This is a genomic window from Methanosarcina sp. WH1 (assembly GCF_000970005.1).
In the GTDB taxonomy this organism is placed as follows: Archaea; Halobacteriota; Methanosarcinia; order Methanosarcinales; family Methanosarcinaceae; genus Methanosarcina.
Genome location: NZ_CP009504.1, coordinates 1,735,028 through 1,755,269, shown reverse-complemented (window position 1 = coordinate 1,755,269; position 20,242 = coordinate 1,735,028). Strand labels below are relative to the sequence as shown.

Genomic DNA, 20,242 nt, shown 5'->3' with positions numbered 1-20,242 from the left:
TTTCGTTTTATATTTTTTTCAGATTCTGGTCTCTGAAAACCGATATTTTCAGTAGTCTCTGAAGACCGATATTTTCAGTAATTACTGATTTCCGTAAATTGCAACCAGGTCGCTGAGAACTGCGCTTGCTGTTTCGATCGGGCCTGCACCTTTGCCTGTAACCGTAATTTCTCCTGCAAGCTCAGTGTTTATAGAAGCTACATTAAGGGTGCCTCTTACAGCGAGGGGATGGTTGATAGGCACAAGCCTTGGAGCAACATGTATTCTTTCCCTGCTGACTTCTCCTATAAGCTTGATCACATGCCCTTTTTCATAAGCCATTTCCAAGGCTTCAGGCGTTATCTTCGTGATTCCTGTAACCTCGGCGTCCTTATATGTTGCATCAAGTCCGAAAATTGCATTGGCAAGAATTACCAGTTTGCAGGCTGTATCAATTCCTTCTACATCATATTTCGGGTCGGTTTCGGCAATTCCGAGTTCCATGGACTCGGCAAGAATGTCCTTATAAGTTGCCCTTTCCTCGAGCATTCTGGTGAGGATATAGTTACATGTCCCGTTAAGAATTCCTTTGATGCTTCTGAGCCTATTTCCTGCAAGGACTTCATTTGCCAGGTTAATAATTGGCATAGAGCCGCCGACTGTGGCTTCGAACCTGAAGTTTGACCCAGATGCTTTTGCAGCCTCCATCAGTTCTGTGTACTTCAGGGTAAGAGGTCCTTTATTGGAGGTAATAACATCTTTACCGATCTCAAAGGCTGTAAGCATGTTCTGAAGACCTGCTCCACCAGTGACTATATTTGTAGGGGTTGTTTCTATTACCAGCTCATGGTCTACGGACTTTATAACCTCAACGCCGGTGAGCTTTTCTATAGCAACCGTGCCCATCGTTCTCTTGCGGGCAAGGCAGTCGGCCAGATCCACTCCTTCAGGGTTAACAGTAGCCCCTTTAGAATCAACAACTGCAACCACCAGAACTTCCAGCCCTATACTTTCCAGGTACTCTTTTTTCATAAGGAGTACCTCGGCTACACCCTGTCCAATTGCACCAAATCCTAGAATAGAGCAGCGCACTGTTTTCATGTTTTCAAATCTCCTAAGTTTTTTCAGGCATGGATGTCTATTGGAAGAACCATAAGCAGGTCTTTTCTTACCGAGACTTTTTTAAGGATGTCAAGTGCCTTTTGCAGATCCTCTTTACCCACAGCATCGATCCTGATCAGAGCTGAAGAAAGCAGATTAATACCTGGCATGGTTAGCGAGAGGTCAACTACTTCCGCAAACCCGGTCTTATCAATCTCATCAATCGTATCCTGGATCCCTGTATGAACCACATGCCCTATAAGGACTACATTTATGCTTTCTCTGAAACGGTGTTCTCCAACCCTTACAACTTTTATCCCGTTTTCCTCAAGTTTTGCTTTTATTGCTCCGATATTTTCAGGCTTAATCTCAAGTACAAGCTGTACAGGCACTGTTTTTCTGGGGGTCCGCTTCTGGTGGTGGTGTAAAACAGTTATCAGGTTAGCCTTGAATTCCGAAAGAGGCTGGAGGGCTAAAAGCATCTGCCCGGGCACATCTTTTAATTCAATGTCCATGGAAACTCGCATACTGTCCCTCATGCAATTTATAATAATCCAATATAAAGTCTAAGTAATAATGTATCAATTTAATAAATGTATCAATGTATTAATTTAATAAATGTATCAAATTTAATATTTAGTAATCTTGTTCAGTCAGCTTACTTTCAAGGTTATAATTAGATATCAACGTATGGACACAGATCCAATTGACACAGATCCAATTGACACAGATCCAATTGACACAGATCCAATTTATACTGTTTAAAGCTGATTTCATAACTTTATTTCATAACTTTATTACTAACTTGTCTGCTGGTGAATCCTGTATTATAAATTTAATTCCTGTTATGATTTTATTATTCAAGTTGTTACTTCTGTCCTGTAATTCTTTATTTTGATTAAGATCTTAATCCTGACACAAAATCTCCGTCAGCCATACCTTAGAGATATTTACCCTGATTTTTACCATAATAATACAGTTTACATTCATGGCATTCTCTGGAATATAGAAGGTAATCATATATAAAAGAAGCAAAAAGGGTATCAAGAAATATTATGTCCCAGATCTTTCAAACCTTTATTAATCTTTCCTGCTGCTTAGTAGATGAATTCCATTATATAGTTTGCTATTTACGGTGTTGCTATTTACGTGTTTTCAAAAGACGTAAAGTAAAATATTATTTTTTTACAAAGTGCTATTTTCTCCTTGCTCCTTCTTGCTCTGGGACCCAGCCTGTTTGATAACCTCTCCATCGGGAATTCGGATTATGTTTCCTCTACCCCTTTTGAATTTTTCAACCAATCCGCGTTCTTCAAGATCCGAAAGCATAAGGCTTACTTTGGATTCCGAATACGGGGACTTTTTACGGAGTTCTCTCTGAGTAATTCGATTTCCATTACCTCGGATCAGATTTAGAATCTCTTTCAGATCATCGGGGAGATTTGTTTCAGGGCTTTCCAGATCGTTGGGACTCAACGAGTCAAATTCAAATTCCTCTTCCGAGGGATTAATATCTTCAGACAAGGGATTAATATCTTCAGACAAGGGATTAATATCTTCAGACAAGGGATTAATAGATACCGTTGAATCTTCCGGCAGCTTTACATTTTGCTGCACAGGAATCTCTGTCTCAGATATGTTTCCGGTCTGTTCTTCAACTTTAAGAGATGCAGGATGCTCATAGTCGGTCTCTGAAGCTTCAATAGAACCGGCTTTTCCGGGTTCTGCGCTTCCTGGGGTTTCTACCGCTATTGTGAAATTTTCAGGTTCTGATTCGTTTATAGTTTCTGTTTTACCCTGGGAACCGGCTGCCTTTTCAGGTGGTTTTCGTTTTCCCTTTTTTAAGAAATAACCAGCTATTAGCAGGATACAGAGTGAAAGTAAAGCAAAAGCTAAAACAGTATTTTGTGAGCTTGCTTGAGATTGGTGCTCTGTTTGAAATTGGGGAGCTACTTGCTCAAAATTCAGGTCAACATTTTCAAAATCCTCTCCCTGGTTAAGAAGATCTTCCTGATAAGCAGGGAAAAGCAGAAGGTCGCGGACGTATTCCCCTTCATCGGTGTCGGAAACTATAAACTCTTCTTTAGCCGTATAAACTATAGTATCTTCTTCAAAATAATTGGCAGTTATCAGGTATGTTCCCGGAGTAAGATTAAAAGAATATTTAGCATCTGTTGCAACAAAGGACTGCTCTGGGGTAGAGTTGATCTCAACTATTGAGTTTTCCAGGGGTTTGAAGCTGTACCACTCATACACGGTTCCGTGAATAGTCACCGCAAGTGCGTTCCCCTGAACACACATTAGGAAAATGAATACACAGGCGATCTTGCAGAGCTTTCTAAAATTCACGAAGCCTTAAATGGTTTTTTAGCATAAATCTTTTACTTTTCCTTCCCATAAGTTCAGAAATACTGAAGGCAAATTAAAGTTTTATCAAGAAAACAAAGATCCTATCAAGCTTGGAAGCCCAGATATTATCATTAATCAGTCTTATTCCGAAAAGTATACTTATATGTCCCTATCTCAATATGACAGTATCTTAACTTGCCAAAGGAGGCAGTCAGATGAAAAAATCAAGAATTCTTCAATATCTGGCTTATGTTACATTTATATTAATATTATTCTATGTACTGCCTGGAGGATCACTTGCTGCTAAGGACTCATCAGAGCATGGAAGTGGGATCCAGTATACAGGCGAGAGTACTACAGGTCCAGAAACAAGTTTAGGAAATAACGAAAAAAACAATCCAGATGATGTTAGTGGCACTGATAACTCCTATCCTGAAAAGGAGCTGGACCAGGAAAAAGTCCAAACACAGGTTAAAGACAGGATTTCTTCGTATAAACTTGAAAGAATACAGATACAAGAAGAGCTTCAACTACAGAAGGATGAATACCGGGAAGCAAAAGAAGATTTTCTTGAGATAAGAAATCAAATCCGAACAGGAAAGCTTAATCCCAATTCTGAAGAAGCCGTAAATGCCACAAGACTCTACCTTAACTCAAGTATTAGTTATATGATAGTCTACCTGGAAAACGTTAAAACAAATATTCAGCACTCAAATGGCAATGGAACAGAAGAAAGAATCATTGCCATAGACGAGAACATAAAACTGCTTGAGGCTGAACAGGCAGAACTTGGAAACACTTCCAGTCAGCAGGAATTTGTAGTTAAGGCCCAATCTGTGCGTGGAATATGGAATAATTCGCAGAAGGCCAGCCTGACAGGCGCAGGGCAGACAGTTAGCGGGAGAATTGGAGAATTCCTTGACAAATCCAGGGACCTCTCCGAAAAACTCGAGACTGAGATTGAAAACCTGAATGAGACCGGGGTTAATACAGCTGATCTTGAGACAAGACTTACCAGTTATAAATTATATTTAAAAGCTGCTCAGGAGAAAAAAGAAGCTGCAGATTCTATTTATGAAGACAAAAACGCTACCCGGGAAAACCTTGGAGTGGCAAACAATTACCTGCGTGAATCTCTCAATAATGTCAACAGGGCAAACCAGATACTCAGAGTAATTTTCGACGACCTGAAGGAGTATAATCTCGAAGAAGTTAACGAAACTGGAGTCAAAAATAGCACCGAAACCGAACATAATAATACCATAAGTATAAACAATACTAATAATAATTAATCTGTATAAATGACACTCCTGTAAACGGGACAAAAAGGAGTAGCAAATAGTAGCTTAAGAACGGAATCGAAAACTTCTCTGAGGATAGATTGGGAATTAAGGAGGTTGAAAATGGTCAAATTCGCTCACCTGCTCGTACTGTCATTTTTAATTATCTGGATTGCAGGGTCCGGTTGCGTCGGAAATGATTCCTCTGATGTGAAAAATGAAGAAGTTACTCAAAACTTTGCCGAGGCGGGGAATACAGATAATTCAGATATGGCACTCACTCCGGCTAACATTCAGAAACTTGACACTGATATGGCTGAACTCGATAGCATGCTCGCAAATGCAAGCCTTGAGGAAGAAATAGAAATAGAAATAGAAGAATTGTAAGTCCAAAGTAAAAACACTGAAAGCACGGAAAGTCTGTGCCCACATAAACTTTACTCCGTGTTTTCCGTGGTCCAACTTCAATTAAAAGCAGGAAAAAATACAGTGAATATTAACCAGAAAAAAATGCTCTCATTTGAAGAACATCTTTTCTTTATTTTTCATTTTCTGAATTTCATCCTCCAGAATCTCTAACCTTGATTCGAGCTCATGCATATCTTTTCTGGTAAAGAAATCTGCCTTTGAGGTGGCATCCTGAATCTTGTCAGATATTTTCTTTTCGAGGTCTACCCTCTGTTTCCTGCTTTCTTCAACCAGGTCCTGAACAACTTTTTTGCCTTCTTCCCTGCTGATATCTCCCGTGTCGACCAGGTCTTTTACGATCTCATTTACTCTTTCTTCGGTCATTGCCCACAGGCCGGCCCCTATGAGCCCAAGTTTTCGAACAGATTCTTTCATGTATAAACACTCCCTGCATTATTAAGCTGAAGATAACTAATCTTGAATGATGATACTTTACTACAAACTGACAATATATTAAAGGTGATGATGTATTAAAAATACTATTGATTAAAAGAGTACCCTTATGTAAAAATTCTCATTACAACACGAAACGCACTTTTTAAAATTTCCATTTTATTCAAAAGAAGACACGGCTTTCAAAGCAAAAACAACATTCACAGAAAGTAAACATGTATTCAAGATATATATTATTACGTTCTTTTTATTAAATGGATTTGATAAATAGTAATGTCTGGACTACGTGTTCAGACCTCTAAACGAATGGGGAATTAATGGGGAATTATATCTTGAGACTGCCCGCATCCATCGGGCAAATAGTTCAATCCGGGCGCAAAAACCAGGGAGACTATCTGTTGGGGGGCATGGAAGGCCTATTCACTGACAGTTTTGAAAGATGTGCCTGTCAACAAAAAAGCAGACAGTAGCTTCACCCTCTATGTCGATCTGAAAACGCCGAAGAGATATGAAAACAACTGGATCCCCAAAGATCCCTTACCTCATGTTCGCTTCTATGGTCCGGAGGACGCTTTCTACAACAAGACCTTCAAGCTGCAGGATGTGGAGCTGGTCAAGTAGTTGAGATCGAAGATCTCTCCAGGGTGATTGGCACCACGAATCACCCTCGGAAGAGAGCAACAAAATATGCAACTGAAATCAGGATTCTAAAATCCCAAATCCGGAAATCCGGCTGGAATTTTGGCAAGGACAACAACACTAATTCAACAGAGTAGGATAGGAAAGTTGACACATTCCTCCCCTGAGCTAAAGACTCAGGGGGTTCCTGCTGAAGGTTTATGATAAGGGCTCTTCGTCATTCTTCATGGATAAGATGATTTTCAATTCAAGACTACGTTGGTTTTTATGAAGATATCCACACAAAACAGCGAAGAGACAACATGTAAAAGGAGAAGACACCATGGAAACAGTCAAGGTTAACGTCGACAACTATGTGCGCGCAGAAACGGCTGCTCAAATCGATCGAACCCTGAAGATGACCGGAGGTGTGAACAGGTGGGGCCACAACCGCCAACCCACCCCGCTTGACAAGCAGAACATCATCCGCATGAACCGCGATACCCTTTACAGTTTCGCTATCGTCGATATCAGTAAAGGCGCTACCCTCATGCTTCCGGACTCCGGTAAACGCTATATGTCCGTAATGGTAGTCAACGAGGACCACTACATCAAAAAGATTTTTCACAAAAGTGGAACCTACGAGTTGACCATAAAAGAGTTTGACACGCCTTATGTCATCCTCGCTGGGCGCACCCTGGCGAATCCCTTTGATCCTGAGGATATCAAGGCAGCGAACGCCTTGCAGGATCAGATGATAATCAAGGCCAACTCTGCTACGCCCTACAGCCATCCGGATTATGACCAGGAGAGCTACGAGGCAACCTACAAACCACTGCTGGAGTTGAGCAAGGGCATTCCAGACGCAAAGCACATGTTCGGCAAGAAAGAAGAAGTCACTGAAACACGCCATCTGCTGGGCACAGCCTTCGGTTGGGGCGGCTTGCCTGTCTACGAAGCCTTCTACATAAGTAAAGGCGATCTTCACAAGGCTGGTGAATTCCAACTTACCGTAAGAGACGTCCCTGTCGATGGTTTCTGGTCGATCAGCATCTACAACAAAGATGGCTATTTCGAGCAGAACAAGTTCAATTCATACAGCATAAACAACCTGACAGCCAAGCCGAATACGGATGGATCTGTCATTGTAAACTTCGGCACGAGCAACGATGGAAAGGAAAATTTTCTGTATGTCATGGACGGTTGGAACTATGTGGTGCGCTTATATCAGCCACGAGAAGAGATCCTGAATGGCACGTGGACATTTCCCGAGCCGCAGCCGGTGGAATGATTCCAACTGGATCCAGACTCCGGGCAAGAGCTGGTGGAATGAGGGAATAATGTGACGGGCCTGTCGGCACGTAAGAAAGTGAAACTGCTAACGTAAAGCATGTACCGATTTGCAAAAAACAGTCGGCGTGTTGATGCCCTTTTTGCCTTTGCCTACTCGATTGAAGCAAAAGTTGCAGCGGCAAGAGAAAAAACAGAAACACTAAGGCAGTCCATTCTTGCAAAGGCTGTTTCCAGGGAACTTGCTGAGACGAAGGCTGAGATTGCAAGAAGAGAAGGCAGGGGTTATGAGACAGCGGAGGTTTTGCTTGAGAAGTAAAAGCAGAGAAAGTAAAGAAAGGGATAAGAGAATAGCCTGAGACGGATAAGAGAATAGCCTGAGACTTTTGCCTGAGACTTTTTGATCCCAATCTCCTTTTTCTTTGTTTCGTTTTCCGGGAAAAATCAGGAAAACCTTCTCCCTCATTTCACGTTTTTCTCACACGCCGTTACATTCGTCTACGAATCGTATTAGCATCTTATCTACAGTCTCACAGCTGACGCCAAAAGGTTTTTTCTCAATTGTGATGGTAAGAATGGATTTTCCATCCCATTCGAAACTCCCGGTAACCCCTTTTCCTGAAAGTTCTCCTTCATTTCCCGGCGGGACATCGATGCCGTAGTCCTGAAGCTTATTCTTCATGCACTCAAAAGAATCAGGTGTAGCGTTAAGAAACGTTATGGATTTACAACTATTCTTCTCATTCTGTGCTTGAGCTAATCCAAGAGAAAAAACTAAACAGATTAATAGCAGAGAAACTATCGATTTCATTTTCATTCTTCAACCCCCCAAGTGAGAATTCAGCCATTCAATTTGACTGAATATACAGAAGCAATTAAATGAAAAATAAATTAATAAAGAAGTTTAAATTAGTATATGGAATTAGTATATGGAATTGAATATATATTAATTTAATATTATTCGTGTAATACTATGACCGATTTATAAATAGTTAATCTCTATTAATTATGGGATTTAGTCTGAAGTATGAAATTTTTTAGTCTGAAGTATGAAATTTAACTCTAAAGTGGGAAGTCCCCTTCCTCGGAACGAAAGAGACAGGTGGGGGATGAAAGCCGTCAACTTCTACACCAAAACCATGATTGAAAACACCAGAGCCAATACAATAATTGTTGGTGATCTTAATGTAAAAAATATGGCTCAATCAAAGAAAGTAACTGAAAAAAGAAAACGTTCTCAGAATAGATCAACTCAGAATCAAGGATATCTTTCTCGTTTCATCGAATTCTTGACCTACAAAGCAGAGCTTACAAATAAAAGAGTAATAAGAATTGATGAAGCTTATACCTCAAAAGAGTGCTGTGTTTGCGGAAAAAGACACGACATGCCTCTTTGGGAAAGAATTATGAAATGTGATTGCGGAAACGTTATTGATAGAGATAGAAATAGTGCTATCAACATCATGAAGCGATTCTTATCACAGAATGCTTTGTGGACAGGCTATCAGAAATTTTCTGATAATCTTCGACAAACAGGATTACAGATGGATACTTGAATCATACTTGAATCACTGCAAATATCCAGGTGACGTAATCACTCGAAGGAAGCTCCGCCCTCGCTTTAATCAGAAAGCAGGGCGGAGTAGTTCACTCCGGTTTTCAGAGTTAACAAATACTTTGAAAAAATCAATTCTTATTGCATCCGAATTCAGACATGTTACTCGATATTTTTCAATCCTGCTGCTGAGAATTGAGAAAGTTATTTTGCTACAAACTCTGAGCTAAGGATTTTTCCCATGACTACTTCTTTTTCTGGGCCTTCAAGATAAGGAACAAGTAAGGAAAGAGCCTATGACCGTCGATATTCAGACTTAATCCCGGACGCAATCTCAAAGGATTTTCCCAGGATCTCTTTTTTTCTTGCTTCCCCCACATGAGGGACAATAAATAAAAGGGCTTGTGGCCTCACGTTTTTATCTTTAAGGCTGGAAGCTAACTGAAGGGCCCCTTCTATGATTTCCTTTTTTCTTTGCCCTTTCAGGCAGGGAATAAGCATCGAAAAAGCCTGAACCCTCAGGAACTCGGATTGAATTCCAGCTGCCATTTCAAGGGCTTTTACCAGGAGAACTTCGTTTACGATGTTTCCAAGGTGCGGAACAATCGAGGAAAAGATCTGGAATTTTGCATCATCATATTGAATATGGGGAGAGAAGTCAAAGATATCTTCAATGAGTTCTCCTTTTCCCGGGCCCTTCAGGTGAGGGGCAAGCGAAGCAAAGACCCTGGCTCTTTCAGCGTCATCATGAATATTTGAGGCAGAATAAAGGACTTTTTTTATATACTCTCCTTTTTTTGATCCTTCCAGATACGGCACAACCAGGGAAAGGGCCTGAGACCTTAAGTCTCCGTATTGAATCTGGCAGGCGAAGTCAAGGGCTTTTTCCAGAATTTCTTCTTTTTCCTGACCACATTCTGACGGCTCTGAATTCCGGGTATTACTATCAGCATTGATAGCACTGCCAGCACTGATGGAACTTACACAACTCTTTATTACTATCAATTTTTCAAGTAGCTCGTTAAATTCTTCAAACACTCTGGCTTTATCATTTGAGTTTTGTACGGAAGTCCCGTCCGGACGCTCTTCAGTTACCAGCTTCTTTATTGCCTCGGTTTCAATAAAAGATGAAATTTCTTTTTCCAGATATGGGTCCTTTTCAAACGATTTCAGGATCTCTCTAAAAAGGATCTGTTTTACTTCCGGATCAGAGGGTGCAATAACCATATCTCCTGCGGCTTCTTTCAACTCAGGCCGTTCTTTCGAGCACAGTTTCTCCCACAGCTTTTTCTTAACCGCCCAGACCTCAGGCCCTGCTTTTTTGCGAGCTTCTTCAGCCGCTTTTTTAGAGCCAATGACCAGATAGGGAGTTACAGGTTCGATAAGATCTGTTACTTTTTGTGCCAGTTGCCTGAGAATTACATCCTGTTGCCTCATTTTTTCATCCTTCATTTACGAAATGTTATGTTCTTCTCTGTTTGGTTAGTTTCTAAATAAAGTGATATCAGTAAATGTAATACCTGTTCTGGAATTACTATAATAACAGATAAATACTTCGTTGGAAGCTTTAGAAAGCTCAATGTGATCTGTCTATAGCCAATGAATTTAAATAATTGACTATAATTACAGACCGTTCACACATTTTCCAGTGTATTTAGAAGCTATTGAGAACTCCGGTATTCAAAAAATAACCTGAAAAATTTCAAAAAAGCTTGTTTCTGCTTTTTGTATTTAATTCAGGGCTGGGATTAAATGCCATAAACACTTAATCTGAATTCTGGCAATTAGAATTCTGACTGGCGAAAACCAGTACTATTAAATTTTTCGGTTTCCGAAGGGATTTTCTATGAAACTTACAGAAATTGTGCAAACTCTTGAAGAAATAGCTCCACCTGAGCTTGCTGATGACTTTGATAAAGGTAGAATTGGTTTGATCCTTGGGCTCGAGGATGATGATGTGAGCAGGATAGCAGTTGCCCTGGATGCAAACTCTTACGTTCTTAAAAAAGCCGCAGAAATGAAAGCAGACATGCTGATTACCCATCACACCCTTATCTTTCATCCGGTAAACATTATTTCAAAGTCTCTGGCTGCTTCCCTCAGGATCGCCCTTGAAAACGGGATCTCTCTGTACAGCATGCACACTAATTACGATAAAGCTGAAGGAGGAATTAATGATGTTCTTGCCGCCCGTCTGGGGCTCAAAAATATAAGGGCTTCCGAAATTGGCAGGATAGGGGAAATCGAACCATGTTCCTCAGCTGAACTGGCAGCCCATGTTTCGGATCGCCTGCAGACCCCTGTTATGTACGCCGGAGAAAAGGAAGAAATCCGTAAGGTAATGGTTATAGGAGGCAGCTGCTTTCGAAACGAGTATCTTGAAATCGCCAGGGAAAACGGAGTTGATGCATTTATATCATCCGAACTTAAACATGACATTCTCCGAACACATGAAGACCTCTGCCTGATTGACGCAACCCATTATGCAACGGAGAACCCGGGTATGGAGGCCCTGTGTTCTAGGCTGCGCAGGCTTCCTGGAATAGAGGTGAAATTCATTGACCAGCCTTCCGGACTCAGGGCAGTTAACTGTAGAGTTGATAAAAAGAAGGTTGCACTCGATATGAAAGAAGGAGAGGATGCCTGTAAACAGAAAGAACCTGGAAAGGGTTCTCTTGAGTTCATGCTTGAAGAACAGTCCAGAAACCAGATACGTTCAGATTACCGGCGCAGCCTTGGCAATGAAAATCGCAGAAGATACCTCGAGTGAACTGCTTTAACCAATGCTACTTCAACCAATGCTACTTCAACCAATGCTACTTCAACCAATGCTACTTCAACCAATGCTACTTCAACCAATGCTACTTCAACCAATGCTGCTTCAACCAAGATATCCCGGATATGTTTAAATAATATATTTCAACAGGGATACCTGTATGGGATATCAAATTTTTCTGGGTTTTGATTCTATTGCATTTAAATAATTTTCAATATGCCTTCTTAAAAGGTCCGTTTCTTTTATTTCAGGCAGGGAGTACATGATTGCCTCCAGATATCCGTACTTTTTAAGGAGGGTAAAAGTTGCAGGAAAATTTATGTCAAAAATCCAGCTCAGGCGAAGAAGTTTTACGTCGTTTCTGTTATTCATATCTTCAATTTTTGCCATTCTGTTATTCAGGATCTCTGACACCATAGGCTCCGAATACCCATGGGTATCTGGCAAATATAGTTCAAGCGCCGGATTCCGGCATTTTTCTTCTTCTGCATACTCTTCACTGGCAAGTCTCAGAATGTCAATCTTATCTGCATCCCTTATTAGCCTGATGAAAAAATGAAGTTTACTGAAGAGATCTATATTTCCTGGAATCTCCATCAGGTTGTGATATTCTACAGTTTTCAGGATGAGGTTTTCTTCCTCTTCGGAAAGACAGGAGAGAACTCTTTCTTTATTCAGAATTTTCACACCCAGAACCGCATGATTTTCCGATTCTGAGTCTTTGAACGTTTTATATTTAAAAAACTGCTCAAAACGACCCAGGTCATGAAAAAGGGCTATTGTTTCAGCAAGCATGCATTCATTTTCGCCTATCTTCTCAGATTTTGCAAGTAAAAGAATATTTTCACAAACCCTTCCAGTGTGTTCGATCTTTAGCTCAATATTTTCCTGAGTGAAAGAGTCGGGAGAAAAGAATCTGTTAACATACTCGAAAAACCATCTCCTAAAATAATCCAGATCTTTCTTCTGCATGCTTCTGCAATAAGAAATGTTGAAGTATATACTTTATGCATATCTTGAAGATTTTGTACTGAAAAGGTTTTTGCGTTTCAAGTAATAATATTACTATACTCCGGACAATAGTGGAGAATTAAAATCCCCCTTTAAGCTAAAAACCTTGAGATTTACCGGAACCTAACAATTATCTGTAAACACCATAAATCCTAAAAAAGATACCAATTATAGGAGGTTTTTAAGAGTAAAAACCTGATTATTCTCATATTAATCCAGTAATTCCCGTTTTAAACTGCATAAATTATATATGGAAGGAACTCCTCAAATTAAATGAGTGCTTACTGGGAAATTAGAGGAAGAGATTCAGCTTAAACTAAATAAATTATCATTGGGGGGAGTAAAAGGAATTCATATAGTTATATTTATCTCTGGATGTTCTTGTTTATACCATTTAGGAAATTACATATCAAAGTGACCTTAAGTCAACTACCCGTAAATCTGAAGATTTAACGGGTTTCTTGTTGAGTATTTATGAATAGGGGTATTTAATGAGCTCAATTAAAAAAATTTATTTGGTCTTTTGTTCTTTCATTCTTCTGGCCTTTATTTCATCTTTTACCTCAGGTTTTTTATCTGCAGCAGAAGCAGCTGAAAGCCAGAAGAATGTTGTAGAAGATGAAGGGGCTGTCACTCCCCTTTCTCTTGAAAAAGTACTTGCGCAGCGCCCGGTTTCTGTAGAAGGCCTGTTAAATAAAGGCAATGATCTCTATTCTCTTAAAAAATATGAGCTTTCCATAGGATGCTTTGAAGATGCACTTGAAATAGATTCGAACTCTTCAATGGCATGGTATGGAAAAGGTTGTTCTCTGACATCGTTGGAGAAATACGAAGAAGCAATTGACTGCTACGACAGAGCTCTTGAAACCTTCCCGGCTTCTTCCGGCAGCTGGCATGAAAAAGGCAATGCGTATCTTCAGACACAAAATTATGTCGAGGCTATTAACTGTTACGAGAAAAGTCTCGCTACGGATAACTATCTTTCCAGAGTCTGGTTCCAGAAAGCCCTTGCTTCAGAGAAACTCGGCCTTGAACAGGAAGCATTGACCTCTTATGAGAATTCGATTGAGCTCGGCAATGAATCTTCAAAAAATTTACAAATGCAAGGAAAAGTTTATGCCGAGCTTGAAAAATACGAAGAAGCAATGAGCTGTTTTGACAGAGCGCTTAATGTTACTCCTTACGATTTTGAACTCTGGACTCAGAAAGGAATAATGTATGATATTTCCGGGGATAATGAATCTGCAATACAGTGTTATGACCAGGCTATCTCCCTCAATCCTGACCTTGTAGATGCCTGGTATAATAAAGGCGTAATCCTTGAGAAGATGGGGATGTATCAGGATGCTCTGAACTGCTATGAATTTGTCCTCCTTTCAGAGCCAGAAAACCTCAGCGCCCTGCAGAAAAAAGGTTACTGTCTCGAACAGCTTGGTCGAAACGAAGAGGCATTGCAGTGCTATGAAGAGATCCTTATTTACACTCCTGATAATGCTGATGCATGGTACAGCAAAGGTTCCGTGCTTAATGCGATGGGAGATTATGACGCTGCAATAGTCTGCTATAATAGAGCACTTAATCCAGATACCGGAATTGAGGTGGAAAAGGCTGGAGATAGTCTTCTCGAAGAGCTTAGTGTTTACGACTCTTCACTTCCCAGTTATTCTGAAGTGCCCGAGTTTAAAACTTCTGCAGCTAAAATCTGGTACGATAAAGGGTTGGCTTTTGATAAACTTGAGAACTATGAGTCTGCTCTTGAGTGTTATGATAGGACCCTTGAGACCGAATCCGGACATGCAATAGTTTGGTACATGAAAGGCAATGACCTGGACAAACTTAACAGGTATGAAGAAGCTGCTGACTGCTATGATAAAGCCCTTAAGCTGGACTCCGGATATGCGAAAGTCTGGTATAGAAAAGGCTACGATTCTTCAAAACTTGGGCAGTACAAAGATGCCGCAAAAAGCTTTGATAAAGCTACAAATCTTGATGAAAACTACACACTTGCATGGTACGGCAAAGCTTTTGCCCTGGTAAAAACAGGAGACTATGAAGAAGCTCTTGTGTGCTATGAAAGAGTTCTTGCCGTTGCTCCTGACAGTGCTGAAATCTGGTACAACAAAGGTCTTCTCCTTGATCAGCTCGAAAGATATCAGGAAGCTGCAGACTGCTACAATCAAGCTCTCCAGATAAATTCAGGATATTCGATTGCCCGTTTCAGATTGAACAAGGATATGGAAGTGTTGTCTGAAAACTCGGCTTCCAATTTGTCTGAAGGTAAAAGTCCTGATCTCAGCCCACATAGGGTAATTTCAGGAGGCTTCTGGTCTTACCTTCTAGGCTATAAGTATGCAAATGTTGAAGAACGCTCGGACTTTTCAGAGAACTTTGACGACCTGAGTCCGGAATTCAGTTACGATGCGGCATGGTACGGCAAAGCTTCAACATACAGTAAACTTGAGATGTACGAAGATGCCCTCTATTCTTACGATATGGCTCTTTCAATTAACCCCCTACTCACCGAAGCCTGGTATGAGAAAGGCTCTGCCCTCGACAAATTCGGAAGAAGCGAGGAAGCTTTGTGGTGTTACAAAAAAGCCCTTGATCTTGATCCTCAGTCGAGCAATGCCTGGTATGGAATAGCTTCTACCTCGAACACCCTTGGAAGATCGGAAGAGGCAGTTACTTACTATGATCAGTTACTTACTGTTAATCCCAGTGATCCTGAAGCTCTTCAGGGAAAATCTCAGGCCCTTGTAAACCTTGGAAGATATGAGGAAGCAGTTTCCTGTTTCGACCCTCTTCTTGAACTTGAACCGGAAAACATAGAGGCTCTGGAGGGACGAGCTTTTGCTTTAGCCAAATCAGGGAAACAGGAAAAGGCTCTGGAGGATTACGACAGAATCATGAAGCTTGACCCTGCCAATTCAAAGGTGATGGCTGAAAAAGCCTCTTTGTATGAAGAAATTGGCAGGTATGAGGAAGCTATTTCAACCTATGGGGAAATTCTCCAGATTACGCCTGAGAACAGAGAGATAATGTACCGGCAGGGCAAGGCTCTGGAATCTATGGGAGATTTCGAAGCAGCAATCGCCTGTTATGACCGGATTCTTACACTGGATCCGAAAAACGTTGATGCGATTAATAACAGGGGTTTTGCTTATGCTAAAATGGAGAGATATCAGGAAGCAATTGCCAGCTATGACAAAACCCTTGAGTATGCTCCAGAAAATGCTGCAGCTTGGTATTTCAAAGGATGCGCTTATTTCGCAATAAGCAGTAACAATGCTGCCCTTGAATGCTTTGATAAAGTGGTGCAGTTAAAACCAAACTGCATAACAGCATGGTACAATAAGGGATATCTATCCAATGTGATGGGAGACGTTAATGAGTCAATCAATTCTTATGAAGGGGCTCTTACAATCAACCCCAATGCACCTTCTGTCCTTTATAACAAGCGTTTTGCCCACTACCGCCTAAAGGAATACAATGAGGCTTCGGTGTGCAAGGAAAGACTTGATGTTGTTGACCCTGGCTTTATGGAAGCCCTTCAGGATAGAGGAACCCGCATCTTTATCCCCGAAACATACAAAAGCGACCTTAACTATTCACTGCCTTCAAGATGGTATGGTGTAGAAGAAAACGTTTCTGAAAACGTCAGCTTAAACATGACTGAAATTGATCAGCAGTTAAACACCACTTCCGGTAAGGAATTTGAAAATACTGGTGAAACTAATGAAGACTCCAGGTACTGGTATATTCCTGAACCTGATGAAGATCAGGGAAATGAAGATCACAGTGACTGGTATGTTCCGGAGCCCGATGAGGTTTAAAGGGTTTCAAATAAGCTGAAAGAAAGAATTATTCCGGTATGCGTTAAGTTTTACAGGCATACCGGCAAACTTTTCTAAAGAAATCTGATAAAAATTATTCCTCCCAGCAGATTATTCTGCGCCTTTCTAAAACCTGCGTGGTCTTAGCGCCTATCCGAAAAGTGGTCACCTACCGTAACTATTAGTAACTATTACAATATGCAATATGTAAAATCGAAATAGATACTCTGATATTATAGGCTTATTGTGACTTTTCAACATGCATTACTGACTTTTCGGATAGGCTCTTAGTATAGTATTCCTCACAGGTGAAGAATTTTTTTTCATTTTTGAGTACGCTTGCAGGAACAGAGCTAAATAATGGGTATTGTATAAAAAAGTATGCAGTGGACTATCACCAATTAAAATCGCAATTTTCTTAACAATTAATGGCATCTCTGTTTCCATTCATTATCCCTTTATGCATACAAAATGTGCCGGAATATCATAAGGACACTTTTTGCAGAAAGGGTGGGAATAAGCTTGCCTGTGAAAAAATAGGTGAGCCAATTATGAAGGAAAAAAGTAATTTAGTAGGAGACTACACATTAACAGTTACAAGACAGGCACAGTTGTAGAATTCAAGAAACCTAATATAAAAGAGCTTGGAAATAAGAGAATAACCAGAAGATTTTATAAATGTACTCAATGTGGTCATAAGGATATAAGTGAAAATGAAGAAATAATTAACCTTGACGCTCATGCTGGCTGATCATGAAGAGCCGGTTTAAGCAGAAAAGAATTTTTTTACCAGAACCTGTCACCCCACACCTCAATACAAGCCTTCGAATTAAAGTACATATCTCCAGCCGTCTTTTTTCAGGCTCTTCCTGTGTACTTCATAGCCAGGCATGAGTTCACCTACCAGTTTCCAGAACCTGACAGAATGGTTTTTCTCCTTAACATGGCAGAGTTCATGCACAACCACATACTCAAGCTGTTCAGGTGGAGCCATCATAAGCTGGAAATTAATTCTGAGAACGTTGTCTGCAGAGCAGCTTCCCCAGCGCCTTTTCTGATGTTTTACCTTAAAATCTGGAGGGGCTATATTCAGTTTTTCCGAATAAGCTTTCAGGAGCCTTTCAACATCAGACTCGGCACAAACCTGGTAAAAATTCCAGATAGCCATTTTTACAAGTACCGACTTCAGTTCCTCAGGAACAGTTCTAGGAATAAAGACAGTAAGTTCAGACCCATTGAAGGAAGCAAGGGATTTTTTGATTCCGTCCACAGGCAGGATTTTCAGGGGATATTCTCTGCCTAGATAAAGATATTTTTCACCGTCAATATACCGTTTTTCCTGGTTGGGCAGCCTGTTTGCTTCAAACCAGTCAAGCTTTTCCCATACCCAGCCAGCTTTCTTCTGTACCATATCCCTGATAGCCTCACGGCTAAGCCCATGTGGGGCTCGGAACTCCACCTTAAGGTCAGGGCGGACTACTATCGCTGCTTTTCTCCTCTTTCTGCTGTAGACAATTTCGTAGTCAATTGTCCTGCCGCACGCTTTGATGCTATCGTTTTTTCTCATAGCTGTTTCCTCACCCGAATTACGCCTCGTGATCGCAGGAAATCGGAGATTTTCTGGGAGTTACGATGTAATCGCAACAGTACGCGGTCCTTATCGCTGCGCTCAAGAAGACTACTTGATGGATTTTAGCAGTGAACTTTGCTCAAGGGAACTAATTGATGGGCTATAACAGTTAGTTTCGCTCAAGAAGGACTAAGAGCCTATCCGAAAAGTAGAATAACTATATTTTAGGGTAATGTTGATTAGTGGTAACACGAAAAAACGGACATGACTACGAGATTTCTGATGAATTCTGGACTAAAATCAAACCATTATTACCTTTCCCTAAACCCAAAAAGAAGCCTGGACGACCTCGAAAAGATGATAAGAGAATACTGAGTGGTATTTTTTATCTTCTTCGTACTGGTTGCCAATGGAAGGCGTTGCCACGCTTTTATGGAGCTCCAAGCACTGTCCATGATCGGTTTCAGGAATGGCAAAGATCAGGGTTATTTGAGAATATGTGGAAAGCTGGTCTAGTGGAGTATGATAATCAAAACGGATTAGAGTGGGAGTGGCAAGCAATTGACGGTGCTATGACAAAAGCTCCACTAGGTGGAGCTGGGACCGGAGCTAATCCAACTGATCGTGGCAAAAAAGGTACAAAAAGGAGTCTGTTAACAGATGGTAAAGGTATACCACTATCGGTTACTGTTGATGGAGCAAATCGTCACGATAAAAAGCTTGTAAAAGAGACTTTAGATGCCATTATTTTTGAAAGACCGTCTCAAGATGATGTTATTCAGAATATATGTATGGATAAAGGATATGATTTTCCTGATATCAGAGAATTAGTTAAAGAATATGGTTATACTGCCCATATCAAAAGCCGTGGAGAGGAAAACATAAGAATAGAGATACCAGGTTTTAGGGCAAGAAGATGGGTTGTGGAAAGGACACATTCTTGGATAAACAGATTCAGAAGAATGCTTATTAGATGGGAAAAGAAAATTGAGAATTACTTTGCGATGCTTCATTTCGCATGCGCATGGATAACATTCAGAGCAGCGGGACTTTTCGGATAGGTTCTAAATTATAGACTTATTTGATCCATACAACCTTATTAGCCTTATCATGTCGTTTTTGTCACATCCGAGTTTCGCTTCGGGATCACAGAAAATAGGAGATTTTCTGGGAGTTGCACTGCAAGCGCAACAGCACGAGGTCCTGTTCGCTGCACTTAAGAGGACGAAATGAGATCGTTCTGGAAATGAGATCGTTCTGACCTGTACAACCGTAATTAGCTACATCGTGTCTTTTCTGTCACGCTCAACGAAAAACACTACAAAACACGGTACTGATACTAAAAGATGAATCATCTTAGACGCATAGTATTAGTGTCTTCAAGAATAAGCAATATCCGTGTCATAAGCCCGTGTATAATGCTCAAAAGTCAGGAGAGTAAGGGTATTGCTGGTCTTATCAAATGTGTAAATCAGCACAAAGACTCCTATATGAATCCTCCATTTCCCCTCGAACTCAGCCTCAAGGGGATTCCCCATTTCAGGCCTGTAAGCCAGGAGACGGAGGCGCTTGTTTACATGATCATATGCCGACCTATCGAGCCGGTACAGTTTTGTCAGGTTTTTGTGGACGGAAGGGTGAACTGCCACTCTATATGTCATTGTTCTACCTTGTCACTGTTCTACTCTATTAAAAAATTCATCGATATCAAAATCAGGCAAATGGTTCTGTAAAGAGTCCTGTTCCGCTTTTCGGACTTTAAAGGAAAAAGAAGGTTGAAAAGTAGCTTCAGGCGGATATCTTATCTCATTGAATCTTTTTTCAAGTTCTTTTAACTGGTTGAAAATATCTGAAAATGACATACCTACCATCTCAATCAGTTTATATGGGATTCTAAATATGGGATTCTAAATATGGGATTCTAAATATGGGATTCTAAAGGGCTTATTTAAGGCTAAATGCTATTTTTTAAGGTGTTTCTGAACAGGTGTTTCTAAACAGGTGTTTCTGAACAGGTGT

General features: G+C 40.6%; 19 protein-coding genes. 9 read left to right on the top strand and 10 right to left on the bottom strand.

Going from position 1 to position 20,242, the window contains the following annotated elements; translation table 11 throughout:
• Positions 1-81 precede the first annotated feature (81 nt).
• The 3 genes from MSWH1_RS07770 to MSWH1_RS07760 form a co-directional block, all read right to left on the bottom strand.
• The gene (locus tag MSWH1_RS07770; protein ID WP_048127515.1) at positions 82-1,080 is read right to left on the bottom strand and encodes a homoserine dehydrogenase; all 999 of its coding nucleotides are present in this window, start codon (positions 1,078-1,080) and stop codon (positions 82-84) included.
• A 23-nt stretch (positions 1,081-1,103) separates the two neighbouring features.
• Entirely contained in the window at positions 1,104-1,607 is a 504-nt protein-coding gene (locus tag MSWH1_RS07765; protein WP_048127512.1) for an amino acid-binding protein, read from the bottom strand.
• Positions 1,608-2,265: 658 nt separating this feature from the next.
• Positions 2,266-3,354 (bottom strand): winged helix-turn-helix transcriptional regulator, encoded by a 1,089-nt coding sequence (locus tag MSWH1_RS07760; protein WP_231591931.1) that lies wholly within the window; start codon positions 3,352-3,354, stop codon positions 2,266-2,268.
• A gap of 290 nt (positions 3,355-3,644) precedes the next feature.
• Between MSWH1_RS07760 and MSWH1_RS07755 the strand changes: the two genes are divergently transcribed.
• Positions 3,645-4,721, top strand: coding sequence for a hypothetical protein (locus MSWH1_RS07755; protein ID WP_052722689.1), 1,077 nt, complete (start codon positions 3,645-3,647; stop codon positions 4,719-4,721).
• A gap of 111 nt (positions 4,722-4,832) precedes the next feature.
• A complete protein-coding gene (locus MSWH1_RS07750) occupies positions 4,833-5,096 on the top strand; it encodes a hypothetical protein (RefSeq protein ID WP_048127508.1) in 264 nt (87 codons plus the stop codon).
• A gap of 129 nt (positions 5,097-5,225) precedes the next feature.
• Here the strand turns inward: MSWH1_RS07750 and MSWH1_RS07745 are convergent, their stop codons facing one another.
• The gene (locus MSWH1_RS07745) at positions 5,226-5,552 is read right to left on the bottom strand and encodes a phasin family protein (protein WP_048127505.1); all 327 of its coding nucleotides are present in this window, start codon (positions 5,550-5,552) and stop codon (positions 5,226-5,228) included.
• Between the two features lie 979 nt (positions 5,553-6,531).
• Between MSWH1_RS07745 and MSWH1_RS07735 the strand changes: the two genes are divergently transcribed.
• Both MSWH1_RS07735 and MSWH1_RS07730 read left to right on the top strand, forming a co-directional pair.
• Positions 6,532-7,479, top strand: a complete 948-nt coding sequence (locus MSWH1_RS07735) for a DUF1214 domain-containing protein (protein ID WP_048127501.1) — start codon at positions 6,532-6,534, stop codon at positions 7,477-7,479.
• Positions 7,480-7,578: 99 nt separating this feature from the next.
• Entirely contained in the window at positions 7,579-7,797 is a 219-nt protein-coding gene (locus MSWH1_RS07730; protein ID WP_048127499.1) for a hypothetical protein, read from the top strand.
• A 159-nt stretch (positions 7,798-7,956) separates the two neighbouring features.
• Here MSWH1_RS07730 and MSWH1_RS18080 read toward each other — a convergent pair whose 3' ends face one another.
• Positions 7,957-8,295: a hypothetical protein gene (locus tag MSWH1_RS18080; RefSeq protein ID WP_048127498.1), complete on the bottom strand. Its 339-nt coding sequence runs from the start codon at positions 8,293-8,295 to the stop codon at positions 7,957-7,959.
• Positions 8,296-8,587: 292 nt separating this feature from the next.
• On the opposite strand from MSWH1_RS18080, the gene MSWH1_RS07720 reads away from it, so the two are divergent.
• Positions 8,588-9,034, top strand: coding sequence for an RNA-guided endonuclease TnpB family protein (locus tag MSWH1_RS07720; RefSeq protein ID WP_231585384.1), 447 nt, complete (start codon positions 8,588-8,590; stop codon positions 9,032-9,034).
• 293 nt (positions 9,035-9,327) lie between these two features.
• On the opposite strand, the gene MSWH1_RS07715 is transcribed toward MSWH1_RS07720, so the two are convergent.
• Positions 9,328-10,470, bottom strand: coding sequence for a hypothetical protein (locus tag MSWH1_RS07715; RefSeq protein WP_048130307.1), 1,143 nt, complete (start codon positions 10,468-10,470; stop codon positions 9,328-9,330).
• Positions 10,471-10,879: 409 nt separating this feature from the next.
• On the opposite strand from MSWH1_RS07715, the gene MSWH1_RS07710 reads away from it, so the two are divergent.
• Together MSWH1_RS07710 and MSWH1_RS20790 are read left to right on the top strand one after the other, a co-directional pair.
• On the top strand, positions 10,880-11,803 hold the full coding sequence (locus MSWH1_RS07710; RefSeq protein ID WP_048127493.1) for a Nif3-like dinuclear metal center hexameric protein: 924 nt from the start codon (positions 10,880-10,882) through the stop codon (positions 11,801-11,803).
• Positions 11,800-11,946 carry a pentapeptide repeat-containing protein gene (locus MSWH1_RS20790; RefSeq protein WP_197073898.1) on the top strand — a complete coding sequence of 49 codons (147 nt, stop codon included), beginning with the start codon at positions 11,800-11,802 and terminating at the stop codon, positions 11,944-11,946. The genes MSWH1_RS07710 and MSWH1_RS20790 overlap by 4 nt, the downstream gene beginning before the upstream one ends.
• 31 nt (positions 11,947-11,977) lie before the next feature.
• Here MSWH1_RS20790 and MSWH1_RS07705 read toward each other — a convergent pair whose 3' ends face one another.
• Positions 11,978-12,781 carry an HD domain-containing protein gene (locus tag MSWH1_RS07705; RefSeq protein WP_048127491.1) on the bottom strand — a complete coding sequence of 268 codons (804 nt, stop codon included), beginning with the start codon at positions 12,779-12,781 and terminating at the stop codon, positions 11,978-11,980.
• 530 nt (positions 12,782-13,311) lie between these two features.
• On the opposite strand from MSWH1_RS07705, the gene MSWH1_RS07700 reads away from it, so the two are divergent.
• Positions 13,312-16,653: a tetratricopeptide repeat protein gene (locus tag MSWH1_RS07700; protein WP_048127489.1), complete on the top strand. Its 3,342-nt coding sequence runs from the start codon at positions 13,312-13,314 to the stop codon at positions 16,651-16,653.
• Positions 16,654-17,482: 829 nt separating this feature from the next.
• Here the strand turns inward: MSWH1_RS07700 and MSWH1_RS07690 are convergent.
• Complete coding sequence (locus tag MSWH1_RS07690; protein ID WP_048127485.1) at positions 17,483-18,220, bottom strand: M48 family metallopeptidase; 738 nt, start codon at positions 18,218-18,220, stop codon at positions 17,483-17,485.
• A 245-nt stretch (positions 18,221-18,465) separates the two neighbouring features.
• Here MSWH1_RS07690 and MSWH1_RS07685 point away from each other — a divergent pair, with 245 nt between their 5' ends.
• Positions 18,466-19,284 (top strand): IS5 family transposase, encoded by an 819-nt coding sequence (locus MSWH1_RS07685; protein WP_048127483.1) that lies wholly within the window; start codon positions 18,466-18,468, stop codon positions 19,282-19,284.
• 318 nt (positions 19,285-19,602) lie between these two features.
• Here MSWH1_RS07685 and MSWH1_RS07680 read toward each other — a convergent pair whose 3' ends face one another.
• Positions 19,603-19,884 (bottom strand): type II toxin-antitoxin system RelE/ParE family toxin, encoded by a 282-nt coding sequence (locus MSWH1_RS07680; protein WP_048127481.1) that lies wholly within the window; start codon positions 19,882-19,884, stop codon positions 19,603-19,605.
• Positions 19,885-19,896: 12 nt separating this feature from the next.
• Complete coding sequence (locus MSWH1_RS19610; RefSeq protein ID WP_048127479.1) at positions 19,897-20,085, bottom strand: hypothetical protein; 189 nt, start codon at positions 20,083-20,085, stop codon at positions 19,897-19,899.
• Between the last annotated feature and the right edge of the window lie 157 nt (positions 20,086-20,242).

Bases quoted from the DNA above. Each gene is read 5' to 3' on its own strand.
- MSWH1_RS07700 (WP_048127489.1), top strand. From the start codon at position 13,312: ATGAGCTCAATTAAAAAAATTTATTTGGTCTTTTGTTCTTTCATTCTT.
- MSWH1_RS07765 (WP_048127512.1), bottom strand. From the start codon at position 1,607: ATGCGAGTTTCCATGGACATTGAATTAAAAGATGTGCCCGGGCAGATG.
- MSWH1_RS07755 (WP_052722689.1), top strand. From the start codon at position 3,645: ATGAAAAAATCAAGAATTCTTCAATATCTGGCTTATGTTACATTTATA.
- MSWH1_RS07770 (WP_048127515.1), bottom strand. From the start codon at position 1,080: ATGAAAACAGTGCGCTGCTCTATTCTAGGATTTGGTGCAATTGGACAG.
- MSWH1_RS18080 (WP_048127498.1), bottom strand. From the start codon at position 8,295: ATGAAAATGAAATCGATAGTTTCTCTGCTATTAATCTGTTTAGTTTTT.
- MSWH1_RS07690 (WP_048127485.1), bottom strand. From the start codon at position 18,220: ATGAGAAAAAACGATAGCATCAAAGCGTGCGGCAGGACAATTGACTAC.
- MSWH1_RS07705 (WP_048127491.1), bottom strand. From the start codon at position 12,781: ATGCAGAAGAAAGATCTGGATTATTTTAGGAGATGGTTTTTCGAGTAT.
- MSWH1_RS07745 (WP_048127505.1), bottom strand. From the start codon at position 5,552: ATGAAAGAATCTGTTCGAAAACTTGGGCTCATAGGGGCCGGCCTGTGG.
- MSWH1_RS07680 (WP_048127481.1), bottom strand. From the start codon at position 19,884: ATGACATATAGAGTGGCAGTTCACCCTTCCGTCCACAAAAACCTGACA.
- MSWH1_RS19610 (WP_048127479.1), bottom strand. From the start codon at position 20,085: ATGTCATTTTCAGATATTTTCAACCAGTTAAAAGAACTTGAAAAAAGA.
- MSWH1_RS07715 (WP_048130307.1), bottom strand. From the start codon at position 10,470: ATGAGGCAACAGGATGTAATTCTCAGGCAACTGGCACAAAAAGTAACA.
- MSWH1_RS07720 (WP_231585384.1), top strand. From the start codon at position 8,588: ATGAAAGCCGTCAACTTCTACACCAAAACCATGATTGAAAACACCAGA.
- MSWH1_RS07750 (WP_048127508.1), top strand. From the start codon at position 4,833: ATGGTCAAATTCGCTCACCTGCTCGTACTGTCATTTTTAATTATCTGG.
- MSWH1_RS07730 (WP_048127499.1), top strand. From the start codon at position 7,579: ATGTACCGATTTGCAAAAAACAGTCGGCGTGTTGATGCCCTTTTTGCC.
- MSWH1_RS07735 (WP_048127501.1), top strand. From the start codon at position 6,532: ATGGAAACAGTCAAGGTTAACGTCGACAACTATGTGCGCGCAGAAACG.
- MSWH1_RS07710 (WP_048127493.1), top strand. From the start codon at position 10,880: ATGAAACTTACAGAAATTGTGCAAACTCTTGAAGAAATAGCTCCACCT.